Consider the following 20,166-nt stretch of genomic DNA (forward strand, 5'->3'; position numbering starts at 1 on the left):
ATTACCAATGACTATTTATATTATAACATCTAGCGAAGGTCGCGTATATAAAGAAATTAAGCATGAATTGGAAAAGGCAGGCTATCATACAAAAACCCTTCTAGCCGAGGTCCCTCAACCGGTTTTAGTAGGCTTTGTATCAGGTCGGCTGACTACATTCACCTTAAAAAAGCTGTTAGAAGCAAGCGTAAAAGGTGGATGCTTATGATCTATATACAGCACGGATTAAACACAAACCAAATGCAGGCAACAGGGCAAGGTTTTACGGCTTTTCTATATAACTATCATCCCCGAAGAATTACAATAACCGCCAATAACAGGGATACAGTTAAGCGCGGCTTAGATTATGCAATATCGGGCACAATTGATGGCCACACGCGAAGCAATGCTAGTATAAAAGCCCGGGACGTGCTAGCGGTGGATCTTGATTATATATCACCAGAATTAACGGACGTAACCATTTACCACGAATTAGAGAAGGCTCTAAGTCAAAGTAACTGGTATCTATACCCCACCGCTACAAACGGGCTAGGGCGGAACAGATACCGCCTGATTGTCATGCTAGAAGCCCCGATAACATCCCCCGAGGATTACAGCGCCTTAGTAAGCTTGATAACTCACGGACTAGGACGCGCGGGAATTATAACCGCCAAAGATGGTTCTAATGCAACATGGGGGCAATTATTTGGAACCCCAGTTATTAATCAGTTCTATCCGCCTAATTTGCCGCTAATACGTAAGCATGATGGATTAGCATATCCAACGGACAAGAAAACAATGCAAATTGTCAGAAATATATTAAAGCAGGAATACAACGAAAACCCTACACCGGGAATTGTTGCCCCCGTGCTACCTAAAACACGCGGAGCATACAAAAACCCGCGCCCGCAGTCGGCGGGTTTGACCTATACAGGGCGCCTATTATCGGAATTCGCAAACGGAATTACTGAAGGTGCGCGTAATAATAAGCTATTTGAGTTAGTAGTTTATTCCTTGTCGCAAGGGATGGATGTTGCGGCGATCTGGAAACTGGTTCAAGGATTTAATTCATGTTTTGTTTACCCTAGCATTGACGGAAGAGAGCTAACAGCGCTATTTAGAAGCGCAATGAATACAAGAAGGAAGGATTTAAACAATGATTGATTTTATGGAGTTACCGCCGGACATAGAACAGGGCGTGGCCACGGAATTGCCGCCAATTGATAGCGTTGATAACCTGGTGGCCAAATTGCAGGAACAACACCCCAAGACACCGCCAACACCCGCCAATCTTGCAAAATGGCGTACTGTTGCTAAAGCAATGCAACATCAACAGGCGGAGTTGCGAAAGGCAGAGTTACAGTTAAGGGCGCCCGTTAGAAGCAAAGCTGACTTAATTCAACGCTTGACGGCGGAAGCACGATTATATAAGGCCGAACATACCAAGATAAACGATACAACAGGCAATGTTACAACACCGCGCATCCCACCCCGAGCGGTTGCCGATATTCTATTGAATAACATCAAGTTCGTTATTATTGGCAAGGACAACAAAGAGAATGCGTATAAAGCGCCGTATTTCTATGATATCGATCAAGGGATTTATGTATCATTGCAACGAGAGTTAGAGCGCCTTTGCTTGCTAGTGGAGCGTGAGTTAAACATTAAAGGCCGAAAAGAAACTATCGAATATATCCGCTTAGAAGCTCCGACCGTTGAACCAACTGAAAACCCCGCTTTGATTGTATGCAATAACGGTATTTACAACAAGGCAACAAAGCAATTAGAACCCTTTAACGATCAGTATAAGTTCATATCAAAGATAGCAACGAACTTAAACCTTGATGCATCCGAACCTGACTTTAACGGGTGGAAACTGTCAGAATGGATAAAAGAATTATCAGACGGTGATAAGAGCAAAGAGAAGTTAATATGGCAACTGATTGCAAGTACCGTTAACGCGAACTATGTACAGCCGTACGCTTTCTTTTTGGTTGACAACGGACAAGGGCGGACAGGCAAAAGCACTTTTGAAACGCTGCTTAAAAATCTAGTTGGTAAGGCTAATTACTCTAGTTTGATGCTAGTTGAGTTTGAGCATGATTTTAAGCTAGCAACGGCAATGGGGCGCGCGCTGATTATCGGGGATGACAACAACCCTAAGGACTATAACGAGAACAGCGCAAATTTTAAAAGTATGGTTACAGGGGACGTTGTTTTAATCAACCCTAAAGGATTACCACCGTATACGGATCAAAGCACCGCTACAATCGTTCAGAGCATGAACTCTTTACCGAAGTTTAAGGATGCAACAGGCGGTACTTTGCGCCGGTTAAAGATTATCAGGTTCAATCATCAGTATCCCGATACCCCGGCAGGGCGGAAGATCAAAGATGAGTATATCAAAGATACATCATTGCTAGAATGGGTGTTAAAGAAAGCTGTAACGATTGATATTGAGCGCCTGGAAGATACTGAAGAGAGCCGCGGCGAAGTCAGGGAGATAAAGCAACAGAGCGACCCTATAGCCTACTTCATGCAGGAGTATTTTCCAGAATTGACTAGCGCGCGCATCCCAACCGCTTTTCTGTTTAAATACTTTCTTGCAGTGATGGCATACGAGAACAACCCTAGCCGGATTACTCAACGCGGCTTCACCGAACGACTGAAAGAAAATCTTCCCGAGGGATGGAAGTATGAGCGCAATAGTAAGTATGTTGGTGACTGGTGGGATGATAGAGACATGGACGTTTTAAACCTCTATGATCGTAAAAATGTTTATCCGTATGAACCAAAAAAACGGTACGCATATCAAGGTTTGATTTATAAATGCTGAATTTACCAACTATCTAGTTGGTTTATTGAAGCGCTAGTCGGTTCGCGCATTCCTTGCGAGAGTAAGGAAACCAACTATTACTGTATTATACCGACTAATATTTCTTATTCCTATATAAAGAAAAAGTATATGAAGAAAGTATGAATAACATATATACGTATATAGGGAATAGAAAAATCTTGTTGGTTTAGGTGGTAAAAGTCGGTTCCCTTTATGTAGCAACTATTCCCGGCGCTGGCGCGTGAATTCACTTAGTCGGTATCTAGTCGGTTTTGTTGGTATCATGCATGAAAGGTAGTGATTTAATGGAAATGAGCGAAAAAGAAAAGGCAGTGTTAACTATAATCCCAACAGGAAGCGAGAAGCCGATAAAGGGGGCAATGATTTGCGAGAAAACGGGACTAAGTAAGCGCGTAATGCAAGAAACAATAGCTAATCTGATTACAAAACACCATGCAAAAATTGGCGCAATTCGTAAGGGGAAGGAAACAGGCTATTATATTGTCCAGAATAAAGCAGATTTAGAGATGGCATTAAGACCATTGCGCGCGCAAGTAAGGCGTATGGAAGAACGAATTAACATTTTAGAAAGTGAGAAGTGATAAAAATGAACATCAAATACCCGATGTTAGTTGAACAAAGTTATAAATCCCTGAAAGAAGCAGGCTTTGAATTAACCAAAGCGGAAGTATATCGTAAAATGATTGAAGCAAATATTATAGACCGGTATGGCAAACCAACGGACGAAGCTATAAAAGAAGGATGGGTAAAAAATTATGATGCTGATAACCCTATTCAGAAATTCAAGCAAGATTACGGCTTCCCTTTTAATGCTCTGGATGATAAGCATTACAGACTAGACGAGCAAGGAACCGTGCTTATTGACGCCCCAGGGCTAGCAATTGCGGCGGCAGCTATTCAACTTAATCCTTCATCAAGTCCGAAAGCCGTAAAAGTCGCTAAGTGTATCGAAAACGAATTACGTAAAAAGGGCTACTTAGGAGGGGATGACAAATGACCGAAACTAAAAATACAGATATGGCCACCGCTAGAAAGTTAACGCGCATTGCCCAAAATCTACAAGCGCTAGTTGGAATGATGGCACTAGTGAACATAAGCGACGACGACATTAAATCGTTTTTCGTAAATCAATCATTGTCTCAGGTAATTGAGAGTTTAAGGAACTCAATTACGGACATTGAGAATTTAAGTGATGGGTTAGTGGAGTTAGATAAATAAAAAATAACTGAATAAGTTTAACTTAGGGGTTCTCCGGAAGTGTAGAACCCTTTTTCTGATCCTAAGTAATTCTTAGGGTGCGTTTCTCCGGTATGTCGCATACAAACTTAGCATTTCTTAGTGTTTTTTTACGTGTAAGGGGGGGTAGTGAAACGCGACAGAAAAGATTTTACCTCTGTATCTGTAAATACGGAGGTAAATAATGGCGGTACAAAGAAACACGGTAAAACCACGCGCGCCCATTGTAGGGAACGTTCAAATCCGAGGTCACTCAGTGTTACCGCAAAAATCACACGCGGAACCGTGGGGGTGCGGTGAAGCGCCGAAAGCCTATGTTAATCTCCTAACAGATATCTAGGTATAAAAATTAAAAAAGTCTATGGTCGTTCTGGACGACCTTAAATTTTTAAAAGTAAGTATGATCACTACACCACACGAACCACTAAAACAAATCACATACAGTGATATGTTTGCCTGCTTTGCTTGTCATAACCGCAAGACGAAACAAAAACAGAGAAACCCCTTGCGAGAGTGAGAACAGAGCGAACAGCAAGACCGCGCGTTCATAAAAAGAGGGGGGGACATCCCCGCCTAGCTGTTGATCCGTGCTTTCCCGCCGTCACTGTTCTAATTTTTTCGCGGGAACGTAACTAAGCGCCCTGCAAGAACGTTTAGTTAGACGGGGAATTGTTGGAAAATTTAGGAATTAAACCGCTGTAACTATACTAGCCCCCCTTTTTTAAAATTTTAAAAAATTCGCGCGACGTAAGACGTGGGCACTGTGTGTAGCTCTCCGCGCGGCGCGTAAGGCGGGGGGATTAACGAGTTAAAACTAATTGAGTATAATTCCATTCGCAACTCTAAAAACGCTCTAACAAGCTATTACGGGCGTATAGTGGAACCTATAAAAAAGCCGTCCATAAGCAGGGCGGCTTTTATTTGTATTTGGATCATTACTAAATATCAGAGTGCAAACATGATTTTGTTATCCATTCTGTTATCTATTTTGTTATCTTTGATAGATAACAAATAAAGTCATTTAAGATAGTCATTAACTAGTAATGTTGATATATCAACGTTTTATTGTTGTTAATGCTACTAATAGTTACATCACGGCAATTCTGGTTAAATTATAACATTAAACAATGAATTAATTTGGTAAAATGGAGGTATAGTTAAAAGTCAAGACGATCTTAAGACGATGTTTTTGCGGCAACCCCGCATTGACGGTCGTTAAGAGAAGAAAAATTACAAAGGAGAGCGGCGGGGAGGCTGAAACAGCCGCACCCCGTCCGAAGAGCAAATGAAACGTGGTTTTAAAGTTGTAACTAAATATTTGGACAAAGGACTGAATTTGCCGAAAAGAGCAACTAGAAATGCTGCCGGGTACGATTTTGAATGTGCAGAAGATTTTGTTTTGCCGAGTATTTGGAAAAAAGATTTCTTGAAAATTCTGCGTGCGGTCAGAAAACAAAAAGATTATTCGGATGAAGAACTTATGAAAGCAGACGCATGCCTGAAACCATATTTGGTTCCGACTGGCATCAAGGCCTACATGCAGGATGACGAATTTTTGATGCTGGCCAATCGTTCAAGCAATCCGCTCAAGCGCCGGTTGGTTCTGCCAAACGGCGTCGGAATCGTTGACAGCGATTATTATGACAATTCCGGAAACGAAGGAGAAATTTTCTTTCAATTGCTTAATTTCGGTTTAAAAGACGTTGTCATCAAAAAGGGCGAACGAATCGGACAGGGAATTTTTATGCCTTATCTTCAAATCGATGATGAAGATAAGCCGTTGGCTGAAAGAAAAGGCGGCTTTGGTTCATCTGGAAGATAATATCTTATATTAAATTTATGAATAAAGAAGGCATAAATGTTTTATAATTATAAGTGCGAAGACAGGGGGCGTTATTTGTGGCAAAAGCAAAAACCAGATTCGTCTGCCAGACATGCGGGTACGTTTCTCCGCGCTATCTTGGACGATGCCCGAATTGCGGTGAGTGGAACACTTTGGTTGAGGAAATCGAAGAATCAAAAAACGTTCAGACTGCTCCGCGAGTGACTTTTTCAGGCACGAAGGTCAAACCGCAGCTGATTGATGCTATTTCGACAAAAGAAACGCCGCGAATCGTCACGAAAAATGCAGAGCTCAATCGTGTTCTCGGTGGCGGAATCGTTCCAAGCTCAATGGTTCTGATCGGGGGCGATCCCGGAATCGGAAAGTCGACGATGTTGCTTCAGCTTTCCGGCGAATTGGCTGATATGGGCGGTAAAGTGCTTTATGTTTCAGGCGAGGAAAGTGCCAATCAGATCAAAATGAGGGCAGATCGCCTTGGAGTCGGCGGCAGCGAATTTTATCTCTATCCTGAAACCGATATGCAAAGCATTTTGCAAAATGTCGAAGATTTAAAGCCGGATTATGTCGTAATCGACTCCGTTCAAACGATGCAGGATCCGGAATTGACTTCTGCCGTCGGGAGCGTGGCCCAGATTCGTTCCGTGACGGCTTCATTGATGCAGGTCGCAAAGGTCAACGGCATTACTGTTTTCATTGTCGGACACGTGACGAAAGGCGGCGCAATTGCCGGTCCGAAGATTTTAGAGCACATGGTTGATACGGTGCTTTATTTTGAAGGCGACATGCACAGAACATACAGGATTTTGCGTGCCGTCAAGAATCGTTTCGGTTCAACGAATGAAATCGGCGTTTTTGAAATGAGAGAAGACGGTTTGAATGAAGTCAAAAATCCTTCTGAAATCTTTTTGGAAGAAAGATTGCAGGGTGCGACCGGCTCTTCCGTTGTCGTTTCAATGGAGGGAACGCGCCCGATTTTAGCTGAAGTGCAGGCTTTGGTGACACCGACTGCATTTGGCAATGCCAAAAGGACGACCAACGGTCTGGATCATAATCGTGTTTCGTTGATCATGGCGGTTTTGGAAAAGCGCTCCGGGCTGCTTTTGCAAAATCAGGATGCCTATCTTAAGGCTGCTGGCGGCGTCAAGCTTGACGAACCTGCAATCGATTTGGCGGTTGCGGTAAGCATCGTTTCAAGTTATCGCGACGAAGAAACGCTTGCGACGGATTGTTTCATCGGCGAATTGGGCCTGACGGGCGAGGTGAGACGCGTCGGAAGAATCGATGCGCGCGTCAAGGAGGCGGCCAAGCTTGGCTTTAAGCGTGCGTTTGTTCCTAAGAACAATTTGGATGGTTGGGAGTTTCCGTCCAATATTCAAGTAGTCGGGGTTCAGACCCTGAATGAAACTCTCAAACAAGTATTTAAAAGTTAACGGATGGAGGGACCGCAAATTATGCGAAAACGTATGATACAGCTGGTCTTTGCAATTCTTGGAATTAGTATCGGCTATTCATTTTTGCCGCCATTATGGGAAAGCCTGAGGGTTGGCAACCATTTATTACAAAGTCCAGTGATTAACTCATTTATTGGCTTGTTGGTTACGCTTATTTTAGCCGTTTTTTTGGTTGACCCGATCGAAAACATAATCAAAAAGTTCGAAAAAAAGTTGGCACAGCAAAAAACAGAGGTCATTTTTGCGGAAAGCATTTCAGTCGTTATTTCATTGCTGATTGCAGTTTTGATTTCGACAATCTTTTGGCGTTCGCAATTATTCTTTATTAATACGGTGCTTCCGATTATCGTAATGATCCTCTTTGCTTATCTCGGCTGGGTGATCGGCAAGACGCGCCTGAACGATCTTAAAAACATCTTTGGATCAAGAAGCAATCGGAAAAAGGAAACCGACAACGTTTTGGAACGAAAAGTCGGAGACAATTTCCATAAATACAAGCTGCTTGACACGAATATTTTGATCGATGGGCGTATTTATGATCTTGCAAAGACAGGATTTATTGAAGGAACGCTTGTCGTGCCGAATTTTGTTCTTTATGAACTGCAATACATTGCAGATTCCGGTGACAGCATCAAGCGCGTCAGAGGAAGGCGAGGACTTGACATCTTAAATAAGCTGCGGTCTGAAAAGATCGTGCCCGTTGAAATGTATGAGGGCGATTTTGAAGACGTTCAGGAAGTTGATTCAAAACTGATCAAACTTGCCAAGATGATCGATGCCGTCATCGTGACAAACGACTATAATTTGAATAAAGTCAGCGAGTTTCAAAACGTTCAGGTCTTAAACGTCAACGCATTGGCAAAAGCGCTCAAACCAAGAGTCATCCCCGGCGAGAAACTGAACGTGATGGTCATCAAAAACGGAACCGAACGACAGCAAGGCGTTGCGTATCTTGATGACGGAACGATGATCGTCGTTGAAGACGGGCGCTATTATATGAACAAGACAATCGAAGTCGAAGTTACTTCGGCATTGCAAACCGATGCCGGACGAATGATTTTCGCCAAGCCTTCCCACTCAAAACGCGGAATCAACGAAAAAACTAATTAAAACTTTGAATCAGCAGTTTATTTTTCAGACTATTCATTGTAAAATCGATAATGTATGACTGTTAAAAACAGTAATAGACAAATTTCAGAAAGAGGCGCTTAAATTGGCAAAAGATAAGATTCGTGTGCGTTATGCACCAAGTCCGACAGGACACTTGCATATCGGCAACGCACGAACAGCGTTATTCAACTACTTATTTGCAAGACATAATAAAGGGACTTTTGTACTCCGCATCGAAGACACGGATACGAAACGCAATATTGCAGACGGTGAACGCAGCCAGATGGAAAACCTTCATTGGCTGGGCATCGACTGGGATGAAGGTCCGGACAAGCCGGGCGAATACGGCCCGTATCGTCAATCTGAACGCAAGGGCATCTATCAGCCTTTGATTCAGGAACTTTTGGACAAAGACCTTGCCTATGAATCATTCATGACCGAAGATGAGTTGAACGAACAGCGCGAAGCACAAAAGGCGCGCGGTGAGGCTCCTCGCTACGAATATGAATATGAAGGCATGACAAAAGAAGAAATCAAGGCCAAGCAAGACGAGGCACGTGCCAAGGGCTTGAAGCCGGTTGTCAGAATCCGCGTTCCGAAGAACGTCGTTTACGAATGGGACGATATTGTCAAAGGACACGTCAGTTTCAATTCTGATACGATCGGCGGCGACTTTGTCATTCAAAAGCGTGACGGAATGCCAACATATAATTTTGCCGTTGTCGTCGATGACCACATGATGAAAATCACGCACGTTTTGCGCGGTGATGATCATGTTGCCAACACGCCGAAGCAATTGGCGGTTTACCAGGCATTTGGCTGGGAAGCCCCTGTATTTGGCCATATGTCGCTTATCATCAATACGGAAACAGGCAAGAAACTTTCAAAACGTGATGAATCCGTGCTTCAGTTTATTGAACAGTATCGTTCGCTTGGATATCTGCCTGAAGCGATGTTCAACTTCATTACTCTTCTTGGCTGGTCACCGGTTGGCGAATCAGAAATCTTCAGTCAAAAAGATTTCATCAAGATGTTTGATCCAAAGCGTTTGAGCCGCTCACCGGCTGCTTTTGACGGCAAAAAGCTTGAATGGGTCAACAACCAGTACGTCAAAGCTGCAGATAACGATGAACTTTCCGATTCTGCAATCAAGCAATTGATCAAAGCAGGCAAGATTCCTGAAAATCCCGATTTTAAGACGATTGCATGGGCACGTCATTTGGTTGATCTTTATAAGCGTCAAATGTCTTATACGGCTCAATTGGCCGACATGGCTGAGATTTTCTTCACGGAACCGCAAAAGCTTGATGAAGATTGCATGAACGAGCTTTCAGATGAATCGGCTGCAGTCGTTTTGAACGAATTCTCCAAGCGCATCAAGGAATTACCGCTTTTTGACGCCGTTGAGATTCAAAAGACGATTCGCGGCATTCAAAAGGATACCGGAGTCAAAGGCCGCAAGCTTTACATGCCGATTCGCATTGCAACGACTCGTGAAATGCACGGTCCGGAACTTGCTCCTTCAATCGAATTGCTGGGCAAAAAGCGCGTGCTTGAACATTTAAACAAAACGTTGGAAGAAATGGGCAAATAAGCTGAACAGAAGAGCTGGGATGTTTCCCGGCTCTTTTTTGGAAAAAACCAAAATATCTTTTGGGTATGCAGCGTTTTTGCGTATAATATAAACATGAGATTATTTCAAAAGGAGGTAACGATATGATTCAGATTTTGAATACATTGTCAGGCAAAAAAGAAATTTTTAAACCGCTTGAAGAAGGCAAGGTTAAAATGTACGTCTGCGGACCAACGGTTTACAACTATATTCATATCGGCAATGCAAGAAGCGCAGTGGCATTTGATACCGTCAGGCGCTATTTTGAATATCGAGGATATGAGGTCGACTACGTGTCCAATTTTACGGATGTTGATGACAAAATCATCAAAGCCGGTCATGAAATGAAGATGACCGTCAAGGAAGTTACCGACAAATTCATCGCTGCATTTTATGAAGACATCGATGCGTTAAACATCAAGCGCGCCACGCTGAATCCGCGAGTAATGGACACGATGGACGATATCATCAAGTTTATCCAGGTTTTGATCGATAAAGGATATGCTTATCAGTCAGAAGGCGACGTTTATTATCGGGCGCGCAAGTTTAAAGACTATGGTAAGCTTTCCGGCCAGTCCGTCGACGATCTTGAACAAGGGGCAAGCGAACGCGTGGCTGATTTTGACCAGGGCAAAAAAGAAGATCCGCTTGATTTTGCTTTATGGAAAGCCGCAAAACCAGGTGAAATCTATTGGGAAGCACCTTTTGGGAACGGAAGGCCCGGTTGGCACATCGAATGCTCCGTCATGGCAACGAAGTATTTGGGCAAAACGATAGATATTCATGCCGGCGGCCAGGATTTGGAATTTCCGCACCACGAAAACGAGATTGCCCAAAGCGAAGCAGAGACGGGGCAAAAGTTCGTCAACTATTGGATGCACAACGGATTCGTGACGATTGGCGAAGAAGACGAAAAAATGAGCAAGTCGCTCGGAAATTTCGTCACGGTTCATGATCTGCTGAAAAAGGTCGATCCTCAAGTCGTCCGTTTCTTCATGGCAACGACGCAGTATCGTCATCCGATTCGCTATAGTCAGGCAAATCTTGCTGAAGCAAAGACCAATCTTCAGAAATTGAAAACGGCTGTCGACAATTTGCGTTATCGTAAAAACGATGCTGAAAAGAGCGATGTCGAAACCGAGATTCGTGAAAAATTCAGTGCTTTGAAGAATCGGTTCATTGAAGCGATGGATGATGATTTTAATACCCAAAACGGAATTGCGGTCATTTATGAGATGGCCAAACTGCTGAACGTTTATTCAGAAAAAGCAACGGTTTCTTTGGAAACCATCGAGTATCTGCTTGATGGTTTCTCAAAGGCAGCAGAGGTTTTCGGAATTAAATTTGAAGAAGAAACGGAACTTTTGGATGAAAAGATTGAGGCGTTGATCGAAGAAAGAATCGCTGCCAGAAAAGCCAGAAATTTTGCGCGAAGCGATGAGATTCGCGACATGTTGAAGGAAAAGGGCGTGATTTTGGAAGATACTCCTCAAGGAACAAGATGGAAGAGAGCGTAACACATGGCTGATTATGAACAGATGAACGGAATTGCTTTGGCCTACATCGGGGATGCGATTTACGAAGTCTATGTCAGAAAACACTTGCTTGACAAGGGAATGACCAAACCGAACAAATTGCATAAAAGAGCGACTCACTACGTTTCCGCAAAGGCACAGGCAGCACTGATTTCGCAAATGGAAGAACAGAATCTTCTGACTGATGAAGAAAAAGAATATTTCCGTCGCGGCAGAAATGCCAAAAGCTATACTTCGGCCAAAAACACCTCGGTTGTCACTTATCGAATTTCGACCGGATTTGAAGCATTATTCGGATATCTTTATCTGAGCGGGAAAAAAGACCGCCTGGACGAACTCAGCGCATGGTGCATCAAAACGGTCGAGGAAGGATATTAGCCATGAAAGAACAGAAGACAGATGATTTCGTAATCGGGCGTCATCCGGCAATGGCCGCTTTAAAAAGCGGACAGGACATAAACAAAGTCTTTGTCCAATCAGGATTGAAGTCCGATGCGATTCAGGAAATCGTTTCAGCTGCCAAAAAGCGCAGCATCGTCGTTTCGCAGGTTCCGAAAACAAAACTTGACCTTTTGTCTGACGGACAAAATCATCAAGGCGTCGTTTTGGCCGTTGCTGCATTTCAATATGCGGAACTTGAAGACCTTTTTGAAGCAGCAGCCAAAAAAGGCGAAGATCCGTTCTTTTTGATTCTGGACGGAATCGAAGATCCGCATAATTTGGGATCGATTTTAAGAACCGCAGATGCAGCCGGCGTCCACGGCATCATTATTCCTAAAAGGCGTGCGGTTCAGCTGACGTCGACGGTTGCCAAAACCTCAACGGGAGCAGTCGAATACGTCCCGGTCTGTCGCGTAACGAACCTGGCCCAAGCAGTTGACGAATTAAAGCATCGCGGGCTTTGGATCTTCGGGACGGATATGAAAGGCCAGGATTTCAGAAATTGGGATGCAAAAGGCCCGACGGCTCTCGTCATCGGAAACGAAGGCAAAGGCATTTCTTCATTGCTCAAGAAAAAGTGCGATGAAATGCTGACGATTCCGATGATTGGACACGTTCAAAGCCTGAATGCAAGCGTGGCAGCAAGTCTTTTGATTTACCAGGGATTCACTTCAAGAGGTAAATAAGGATGAAAGAAAAGATTCTGATTGTTGATGCCTATAACATGATCGGCAATTGGCCCGAACTTGCGCGGCTTAAAAAGTCCGATCGCTTGGAAGACGCAAGAGATCAGCTGCTTTTGATTCTTTCCGACTATCATAAACAAAGCGATTCCAAGATTATCGTTGTTTTTGACGCAATGTACGTGCCAGGGCTGTCAAAAAGCTATAAACAATACAACCTGGATGTTGTTTGGACTGATGAAGGTCAGACGGCTGACAGCTATATTGAAGCATTGGCCGGAAAACTGCAGTCGCGGTTGACTCAGGTGACCGTTGCGACGAGCGATCAAGCTGAACAATGGACGATCTTTTCTCAAGGAGCTTTGAGAAAACCTGCTTGGGAACTGTATCAGGATATTAAAAATGCAAAAAAAGAAGTTCACGCAGCGACAAGAATGTATCAGGATCAGGCATTGGTCAGAAGATCGCCTTTTGATGACGAGCAGTTGAAGAAATTAGCAGACCTGCGCGACCATCTCAGTTCTGAAGATAATTGACATGCGGTGTTTAAACATGATAAAGTAACTTTGAATACGTTAAGGAGGACTGGAATGTCCAAGAAAAAAATTTCGTTAGCATGCTCAGTATGCGGTTCGAGAAATTATACGATTGTTGAAAATTTAAATCGGACCGAACGCCTTGAGGTCAAAAAATTCTGCAAATATTGCGGAAAACATACGCTTCATCGCGAAACAAAATAACAAATGGGGGATTCAAGATGAAGTTTTTCAAGAGCGTTGTTCAAACAATGAAAGATACGACATGGCTTAATGCCAAGGAAACAAGACGCGATACAACGACTGTTGTCGCAATGTCAATTGCCTTTGCTGTTTTCTTTGGCGTCGTTGATTATGCCGTTCAGGCAGTGCTTTCACTGGTTGCCTGATTTAAAGGACTGGTCAAACCAGTCTTTTTTTGTTATAATCACCTTGTTGGTGAACTTCGATTTTTCGGGGTTTTTTTATTTTGTTCAAAAACACAAATATCAAAGGAGAATAAAAATGGCTGAAAGCAGTGAAAAGAAATGGTACGTATTGCATACGTATTCCGGCTATGAAAACAAAGTCAAAAGCAATCTGGAATCTCGTGCGGAATCAATGGGCATGGAAGACTATATTTTCCGCGTGGTCGTTCCTGAAGAAGAAAAATGCGAAAAGACCAAGACCGGCAAAGAAAAAGTTGAAAAGCTCAAGACGTTCCCTGGATACGTGTTGGTCGAAATGGTCATGACAGACCAATCATGGTATGTCGTTCGAAACACGCCCGGCGTTACCGGATTTGTCGGCTCGCATGGTGCCGGAAGCAAACCGGCGCCTCTTCTTGACGAAGAAATCCAGACGATTCTTCGCAGCGTCGGCATGACGAGAAATGCAGACTTTGATGCAGAAGTCGGCGATACGATTACCATTACCGAAGGAGCATTTGCTGGTCATGTCGGCAAAATTACTGAAATCGACAGCGAAAAGATGAAACTTCATGCGATGATCGATGTCTTCGGTCGCGAAACGGATGCAGAATTGTCATTCGATCAGGTTGAAAGACTGGTATAAACTTAAAAGCTGTTTCTTGAGTGCATTTTTCAAGGACGGCTTTTTTCTTAAGTGATATAATCATAACAGCAAATATTTTTTGAGGGATGATAACATGAAAGAAAGCAGATCAGACTGTACGACGATTTTAGTCGGGAAAAAAGCAACGATTGACGGTTCGACGATTGTTTCAAGAAATGAAGACAGCAGTTTCGGGGCATGCCCGAAGAAATTCATTGTCGTTGAGCCAAAAAATCAGCCGCGCACGTATCAGGCCAAATTGAGCAAGGTCAAGATTACGCTTCCGTCCAAGCGTGAAGCGCTGCGTTATACGTGCACTCCGGATGCAATCGGCGACAAGGGTATTTGGGGCGAATCCGGAATCAACAGCGAAAACGTTGCAATGTCTGCAACGGAAACGATTACGTCCAATCCGCGGATTTTGGGCGTCGATCCTCTGGTTGAAGACGGAATCGGTGAAGAAGACATGCTGACGCTTGTTTTGCCTTACGTTCATTCGGCAAAAGAAGGCGTCTTGCGTCTGGGTTCGATTCTTGAAGAATACGGAACGTATGAGATGAACGGGATTGCTTTTTCCGATAAGGATGAAGTCTGGTATTTGGAAACATACGGCGGTCATCAATGGGCAGCCGTCAGAATTCCTGATGATGCATACGTCGTTGCTCCAAACAGAACGAACATTGACGAATTTGATTTTGATTCTGATGACACGTTGTCTGCGCCTGGTCTTAAGGAATTGATCGAAAAGCATCACCTTAATCCTGATCATGACAAATACAACTTCCGCCACATCTTTGGCAGTTCGACGATCAAGGATACGCGTTATAATAATCCGCGGGCCTGGTACGTCCAAAAGTATTTCGACGCCGAATTGCCATACGGTCCGGAAGAACAGGAACTTCCTTTCATTTGTCATGCAAAGCGCAGGATTTCAATCGAAGACGTCAAGTGGCTGTTGAGTTCGCACTACCAAAATACTGACTTTGATCCATACGGACCGGGAACTGAATCACAAAAGAAACGTTATCGTCCGATCGGCATCAACCGCAACCAAGAAGGCCATATTCTCCAAATCAGAAACGACGTTCCAAAAGAAATTGCCGGCATTCATTGGGTATTTGTCGGACCTAATACGTTTAATGCGGCAGTTCCGTTTTACGCAAACGTCAATGATACGCCTGCGTGCTATCGTGACGTGTCCGGCGAGTTTGATTTGAAGACGGTCTTTTGGCTGACGAGAACCTTGGCCGTTTTGGGAGATACGGACTATGATCGCTATAGCGAACTGGAGGCTTCTTTCGAAGAGAAGGTCGTTTCAGCTTGTCGCAATCTGCAGCTTAAAGCGGATCAGGTTGCGGTGACAAAGAAAAATCCCGTCAAATATTTGACGGAAATCAATAATCAAATGGCTGAAATTGATTTGAATGAAGCAACGAAGCTTCTTGGCGACATGGTTGACGTTGGCGGAAATCATATGAAGCTTAAGTTCGATCTGCATGATTGATTGAAAATTTGGATTTTAAGAGGCTTGGAAAAAAGTTGCGTTTACCTCTTGAAATAAATTAAATGCCGGGCAAAGGAAATTGAAGTCGACGGCTATAATGCCCTTTGAGTATACAGGTAAAAAAGAAAATTTGCTGTATGCTTGGAGGGCATTTTTTTAATTTTTCCCAAATGCAGTGCTGCGCATCACCTTGATTTAAGCATCAATGTGAGTGGAAAATTAAAAAATCATTGAATTGATTAATTATTAGTGATAATATGTTTAACAAGATACAGCACATCTTGTTGCGGAAACGGTATAATTATTTGGAATGCTGGGTTTATCGAGGTGGAACACAGCATAATGTTCGAGAAAAATTATATCTAACTTAATTCTCATGAAAGGATGTTGACTGTCTGCAAAAAAACAGGTTTGAATCTTTTGGCAATTTCGGGCTCTGCGTTTGATTCAAAAACTGCATTTGGTAAATGGAGGAATTTGGAAATGACAACAAATTATATGAGTAACTATACTTATGGAACTAATGCCTACGATGAAATTCCTGAAGTGGCTAAGCCATACGGAATCAAGAAAGTTGTCTTCATCGGAGGCAAGCGTGCTTTGGCGGCAGCCGAACCGAAGGCAAGAAAAGCACTTGAAGGATCCGGGATTGAGGTAACGGGAAGCTTTGTTTACGGCGTTGACAGCACGCAGACGAACATTGATCGTTTGGTTGCGACTCCGGAAGTCAAAGAAGCAGATGCGGTCTTTGGTTTTGGAGGCGGCAAGGCGCTTGACACCGCCAAGATGGTTGCCGATGAACTTGACAAAGTCATCTTCTCGTTTCCGACGATTTGTTCAAATTGTGCTGCCGGCACAGCAATCGCGGTTATCTATCACGATGACGGATCGTTTGATCGCTATGGCTTTCCAAAAGCAGCCAAGCATCTTTTCATTGATACGGACGTCATTGCCAAGGCCCCGGTTGAATACTTCTGGGCAGGAATCGGTGATGCTTTGAGCAAACAGCCTGAAGTAACGCATGTTTCTAAAGGAGAGGACTTGACCAATACCGGTGCGTTAGGTGTTGCAATCGCAAAAACCGTTTCAGAACCTCTGTTCAAATATGGCGAACAAGGCATGGATGACGTTAAAAACGATACTCCTTCAAAGGCTGTTGAAGAAATTGCCTTGGATATTCTTGTTTCGACCGGATATGCTTCAAACCTTACGAACCAAAAAGATTTCTATTACAATTCATGGCATGCGCATGCATTTTATAATTCGACGACTGCCATCAAGCGTGAAGAAACTTACCTCCATGGTCAAATCGTTTCGTTCGGCGTGCTCGTCTTGTTCGCATACTTCCATGAAGAAGAGGAGTTCAAGAAGTATCAGGAATTCAACAAGCGTATTGGTCTTCCTGTTACGTTGGGCGAACTTGGACTTTCTCAAGACGATGTTGAAGAGATTACAAAGGGGGCTATGGAAACGAACGAATATCGCAACCGTCCGTTTGATCCTGAAAAATTCTCTGAAGCAATTCGTCGCGCCGATGAGCTTGGCAAGCAGCTTTTAGAAAAGTAACTGATTTATGACGATGCAGTAATTTCGATGAACCGTTTGAAAATTGAACGGTTCATTTTTTTTGCTTGCAAAATAAAATGCAGCGTGCTATATTATGTTAGTATGCAATCTGCATACTAGTGGGAGGCCAAATCTGATGGCCATCCGAACCACACACGGAATAGGAGGAATGTTACCGTGGCAAAGAACGTTATCAACGTTGTTAAATTACAAATCCCTGCTGGTAAAGCAACGCCAGCTCCACCAGTTGGTCCTGCATTGGGTCAGGCTGGTATCAACATCATGGGCTTCACAAAGGAATTCAACGCTCGTACGGCTGATCAAGCTGGTATGATTATCCCGGTTGTTATTTCCGTTTATGAAGACCGTTCATTTACTTTCATTACAAAGACACCGCCTGCTGCAGTTTTGCTTAAGAAAGCTGCTGGTGTACAAAAAGGCTCCGGCGAACCTAACACGAAGAAAGTTGCTACAGTTACGAAAGCACAAGTTAAGGAAATCGCTGAAACGAAGATGCAAGATCTAAACGCGGCAGACGTTGAAGCTGCTATGCGCATGATTGAAGGTACTGCACGAAGCATGGGCTTTGTTGTAGAAGACTAATTATAATCTCTCTACGGCCACGCTTCTCAGTCGGATACTCCGTGAAAACGGATGTGTCAAGTGGGAGGTTTATCCGATAGACCACATATTGCAAGGAGGAAAATTCACTAATGGCTAAAAAGAAAAGCAAGAAATATTTAGAAGCTGCAAAGCAAGTTGAAGCTGGCAAGGCATACGATGCAAGCGAAGCATTGGCACTTGTCAAGAAGATCGACTTTGCTAATTTTGATGCAACGATCGAAGTTGCATTTAACTTGAACTTGGATACAAAGCAAGCAGATCAGCAATTGCGCGGTGCTTTGGTTCTTCCTAACGGTACTGGCAAGGAACAAACCGTTGTCGTATTTGCAAAGGGTCCTAAGGCACAAGAAGCTAAGGATGCCGGTGCAGACGTTGTTGGCGACGATGACTTGGTACAACGTATTCAAGACGGTTGGCTTGACTTCGACGTTGCAATCGCAACGCCTGACATGATGGCTCAAGTAGGTCGTTTGGGTCGCGTTCTTGGACCTAAAGGCCTGATGCCTAACCCTAAGACAGGCACTGTTACGATGGATGTCAAAAAGGCTGTCAGCGATGCTAAGAGCGGCCAAGTGACATATCGTACGGATCGTGACGGCAACGTGCACGTTCCTGTCGGCAAGGTTTCATTTACGGAAGAAGCATTGAAGGGCAACTTTGACGCAATCTACGAAAAGATTTCCCGTCTTCGTCCTGCTGCCGTAAAAGGCACTTACATCAAGCACGTAAGCTTGGCATCAACATTTGGCCCAAGCGTTACGGTTGATACGAACTCGCTTTAATTTTTAAAATTAATTTGAAAAAACAGTTGACCTTTATCGATTTATGTGATAAATTGATAAAGGTCAATTTTTTATATTATGATTCTACCTAAGACTCAGGTGGCTTTTGCCTTAATATCCTGCCGAGGAGCAATGTTAAGTTCTCTCTCTGTGTCTTGGTGGACATAGGGTTTTTTTATTTGGAAAACCCTGGCACAATGACTAGGAGGTGAATCAATTGAGTAAAGAAATTATCGCAAAGAAGGCTGCGATTGTTGAAGAAGTCTTTGAAAAATTCAACAATGCATCTTCTGTAGTTGTTGTTGACTACCGTGGTCTTACGGTTGACGAAGTAACTGAATTACGTAAGGAATTGCGTGAAGCAGGCGTTGAAATGCGCGTTATCAAGAATACGTTCTTGCGTCGTGCTGCAGACAAGGCTGGTTACGAAGGCTTGGATGAAACATTCACAGGTCCTACGGCCGTTGCATTCGGTTCTGAAGATGCTACTGCACCTGCACGCATCTTCTCCAAGTTTGCTGAAGATCATGAAGCATTGACAATCAAAGGTGGTATGATCGACGGGGAAGTTGTTACCCTCGACGAAATCCACGCTCTTGCCAAGTTGCCAAACCGCGAAGGCATGCTTTCCATGCTTTGCTCCGTGCTTCAAGCACCTGTTCGCAACTTCGCATACGCTGTCAAGGCAGTCGCAGACAGCAAAGACGAAAGTGCTGCTTAATCAGCGCTTAGTCGCATAAGTTTTTAAACATAACATATCAATTAAATTGGAGGATTTTAAAATGGCCTTAGATACAGAAAAGATCATTGCTGACTTGAAAGAAGCTAGCATTCTTGAATTAAACGACTTAGTAAAAGCTATCGAAGATGAATTCGGTGTTTCTGCTGCTGCTCCAGTTGCAGCTGCAGGTGCTGCTGCAGGCGCTGCAGAAGAAAAGACGGAATTTGACGTTGAATTGACATCTGTTGGTGCCGGCAAGGTTAAGGTTATCAAAGTTGTCAAGGACGTTACGGGTCTTGGCCTTAAGGATGCCAAGGGCTTGGTTGACGGTGCACCATCCGTTATCAAGGAAGGCGTTGCTAAGGACGAAGCTGAAGAAATCAAGGCTAAACTTGAAGAAGTTGGCGCACAAGTTACTCTTAAATAGTCTAATTTGTTTGATTTCAAAGGAGTCGGGATTTGTTCCGGCTCCTTTTTTGTACGGCAAAAATCGTTAATGTCGATAAAAATGCAGAGTCGCAGGATGAAATGCGAAAAAACAAACAGGGCTTCTGAAGCAGCTCATGCTCTGGAAGTCCTGTTTTTTTTCTTTTGAAATTTGAAATCAGATTTCCGATTGTCGCAACGATCAAA

Annotated in this window: 23 protein-coding genes and 1 other annotated feature; all 23 genes read left to right on the forward strand. The window is 43.6% G+C overall.

Features of this window, described 5'->3' with window-relative positions:
- Window positions 1–7 precede the first annotated feature (7 nt).
- Window positions 8–208 carry a hypothetical protein gene (locus tag BMZ95_RS05615; RefSeq protein ID WP_046922600.1) on the forward strand — a complete coding sequence of 67 codons (201 nt, stop codon included), beginning with the start codon at window positions 8–10 and terminating at the stop codon, window positions 206–208.
- Complete coding sequence (locus BMZ95_RS05620; protein ID WP_046922601.1) at window positions 205–1,143, forward strand: primase C-terminal domain-containing protein; 939 nt, start codon at window positions 205–207, stop codon at window positions 1,141–1,143. The genes BMZ95_RS05615 and BMZ95_RS05620 overlap by 4 nt, the downstream gene beginning before the upstream one ends.
- The gene (locus BMZ95_RS05625) at window positions 1,136–2,815 is read left to right on the forward strand and encodes a DNA primase family protein (protein ID WP_052750369.1); all 1,680 of its coding nucleotides are present in this window, start codon (window positions 1,136–1,138) and stop codon (window positions 2,813–2,815) included. Before BMZ95_RS05620 ends, BMZ95_RS05625 begins: the two co-directional genes overlap by 8 nt.
- Window positions 2,816–3,120: 305 nt before the next feature.
- Window positions 3,121–3,417: a hypothetical protein gene (locus tag BMZ95_RS05630; protein WP_046922602.1), complete on the forward strand. Its 297-nt coding sequence runs from the start codon at window positions 3,121–3,123 to the stop codon at window positions 3,415–3,417.
- A gap of 5 nt (window positions 3,418–3,422) precedes the next feature.
- Window positions 3,423–3,833, forward strand: coding sequence for a hypothetical protein (locus tag BMZ95_RS05635; RefSeq protein ID WP_052750370.1), 411 nt, complete (start codon window positions 3,423–3,425; stop codon window positions 3,831–3,833).
- Window positions 3,830–4,054: a hypothetical protein gene (locus tag BMZ95_RS05640; protein ID WP_046922603.1), complete on the forward strand. Its 225-nt coding sequence runs from the start codon at window positions 3,830–3,832 to the stop codon at window positions 4,052–4,054. Before BMZ95_RS05635 ends, BMZ95_RS05640 begins: the two co-directional genes overlap by 4 nt.
- Window positions 4,055–5,357: 1,303 nt before the next feature.
- Window positions 5,358–5,894 carry a dCTP deaminase/dUTPase family protein gene (locus BMZ95_RS05645; RefSeq protein ID WP_003693267.1) on the forward strand — a complete coding sequence of 179 codons (537 nt, stop codon included), beginning with the start codon at window positions 5,358–5,360 and terminating at the stop codon, window positions 5,892–5,894.
- A 77-nt stretch (window positions 5,895–5,971) separates the two neighbouring features.
- Complete coding sequence (gene radA / locus BMZ95_RS05650) at window positions 5,972–7,345, forward strand: DNA repair protein RadA (protein ID WP_014072958.1); 1,374 nt, start codon at window positions 5,972–5,974, stop codon at window positions 7,343–7,345.
- A 21-nt stretch (window positions 7,346–7,366) separates the two neighbouring features.
- Window positions 7,367–8,476 (forward strand): PIN/TRAM domain-containing protein, encoded by a 1,110-nt coding sequence (locus BMZ95_RS05655; RefSeq protein WP_046922604.1) that lies wholly within the window; start codon window positions 7,367–7,369, stop codon window positions 8,474–8,476.
- A gap of 103 nt (window positions 8,477–8,579) precedes the next feature.
- The gene (gene gltX / locus BMZ95_RS05660; RefSeq protein ID WP_014072960.1) at window positions 8,580–10,070 is read left to right on the forward strand and encodes a glutamate--tRNA ligase; all 1,491 of its coding nucleotides are present in this window, start codon (window positions 8,580–8,582) and stop codon (window positions 10,068–10,070) included.
- Window positions 10,071–10,192: 122 nt separating this feature from the next.
- A complete protein-coding gene (cysS, locus tag BMZ95_RS05665) occupies window positions 10,193–11,605 on the forward strand; it encodes a cysteine--tRNA ligase (RefSeq protein WP_046922605.1) in 1,413 nt (470 codons plus the stop codon).
- Between the two features lie 3 nt (window positions 11,606–11,608).
- Complete coding sequence (locus BMZ95_RS05670) at window positions 11,609–12,001, forward strand: Mini-ribonuclease 3 (protein ID WP_014072962.1); 393 nt, start codon at window positions 11,609–11,611, stop codon at window positions 11,999–12,001.
- A gap of 2 nt (window positions 12,002–12,003) precedes the next feature.
- A complete protein-coding gene (gene rlmB / locus BMZ95_RS05675; RefSeq protein ID WP_014072963.1) occupies window positions 12,004–12,750 on the forward strand; it encodes a 23S rRNA (guanosine(2251)-2'-O)-methyltransferase RlmB in 747 nt (248 codons plus the stop codon).
- A gap of 2 nt (window positions 12,751–12,752) precedes the next feature.
- Window positions 12,753–13,283, forward strand: coding sequence for an NYN domain-containing protein (locus BMZ95_RS05680; RefSeq protein WP_014072964.1), 531 nt, complete (start codon window positions 12,753–12,755; stop codon window positions 13,281–13,283).
- Between the two features lie 54 nt (window positions 13,284–13,337).
- On the forward strand, window positions 13,338–13,487 hold the full coding sequence (rpmG, locus tag BMZ95_RS05685; protein ID WP_014072965.1) for a 50S ribosomal protein L33: 150 nt from the start codon (window positions 13,338–13,340) through the stop codon (window positions 13,485–13,487).
- A gap of 17 nt (window positions 13,488–13,504) precedes the next feature.
- Window positions 13,505–13,672 carry a preprotein translocase subunit SecE gene (secE, locus tag BMZ95_RS05690; RefSeq protein ID WP_003696888.1) on the forward strand — a complete coding sequence of 56 codons (168 nt, stop codon included), beginning with the start codon at window positions 13,505–13,507 and terminating at the stop codon, window positions 13,670–13,672.
- 115 nt (window positions 13,673–13,787) lie between these two features.
- Window positions 13,788–14,336 carry a transcription termination/antitermination protein NusG gene (nusG, locus tag BMZ95_RS05695; RefSeq protein ID WP_046922606.1) on the forward strand — a complete coding sequence of 183 codons (549 nt, stop codon included), beginning with the start codon at window positions 13,788–13,790 and terminating at the stop codon, window positions 14,334–14,336.
- A 94-nt stretch (window positions 14,337–14,430) separates the two neighbouring features.
- Window positions 14,431–15,840: a C69 family dipeptidase gene (locus BMZ95_RS05700; protein ID WP_046922607.1), complete on the forward strand. Its 1,410-nt coding sequence runs from the start codon at window positions 14,431–14,433 to the stop codon at window positions 15,838–15,840.
- 483 nt (window positions 15,841–16,323) lie between these two features.
- Window positions 16,324–17,406 carry an iron-containing alcohol dehydrogenase family protein gene (locus BMZ95_RS05705; protein WP_046922618.1) on the forward strand — a complete coding sequence of 361 codons (1,083 nt, stop codon included), beginning with the start codon at window positions 16,324–16,326 and terminating at the stop codon, window positions 17,404–17,406.
- Between the two features lie 177 nt (window positions 17,407–17,583).
- The gene (gene rplK, locus BMZ95_RS05710) at window positions 17,584–18,009 is read left to right on the forward strand and encodes a 50S ribosomal protein L11 (RefSeq protein WP_003693203.1); all 426 of its coding nucleotides are present in this window, start codon (window positions 17,584–17,586) and stop codon (window positions 18,007–18,009) included.
- Window positions 18,010–18,119: 110 nt separating this feature from the next.
- Window positions 18,120–18,812 (forward strand): 50S ribosomal protein L1, encoded by a 693-nt coding sequence (rplA, locus tag BMZ95_RS05715; RefSeq protein ID WP_014072969.1) that lies wholly within the window; start codon window positions 18,120–18,122, stop codon window positions 18,810–18,812.
- Between the two features lie 69 nt (window positions 18,813–18,881).
- Window positions 18,882–18,998: a sequence feature (ribosomal protein L10 leader region), on the forward strand.
- A gap of 31 nt (window positions 18,999–19,029) precedes the next feature.
- The gene (rplJ, locus tag BMZ95_RS05720; RefSeq protein ID WP_046922608.1) at window positions 19,030–19,533 is read left to right on the forward strand and encodes a 50S ribosomal protein L10; all 504 of its coding nucleotides are present in this window, start codon (window positions 19,030–19,032) and stop codon (window positions 19,531–19,533) included.
- 61 nt (window positions 19,534–19,594) lie between these two features.
- Window positions 19,595–19,960, forward strand: coding sequence for a 50S ribosomal protein L7/L12 (rplL, locus tag BMZ95_RS05725; protein ID WP_046922609.1), 366 nt, complete (start codon window positions 19,595–19,597; stop codon window positions 19,958–19,960).
- Window positions 19,961–20,166: the final 206 nt, after the last annotated feature.

This window comes from Ligilactobacillus ruminis DSM 20403 = NBRC 102161, from assembly GCF_900113455.1.
Taxonomy (GTDB): Bacteria; Bacillota; Bacilli; order Lactobacillales; family Lactobacillaceae; genus Ligilactobacillus; species Ligilactobacillus ruminis.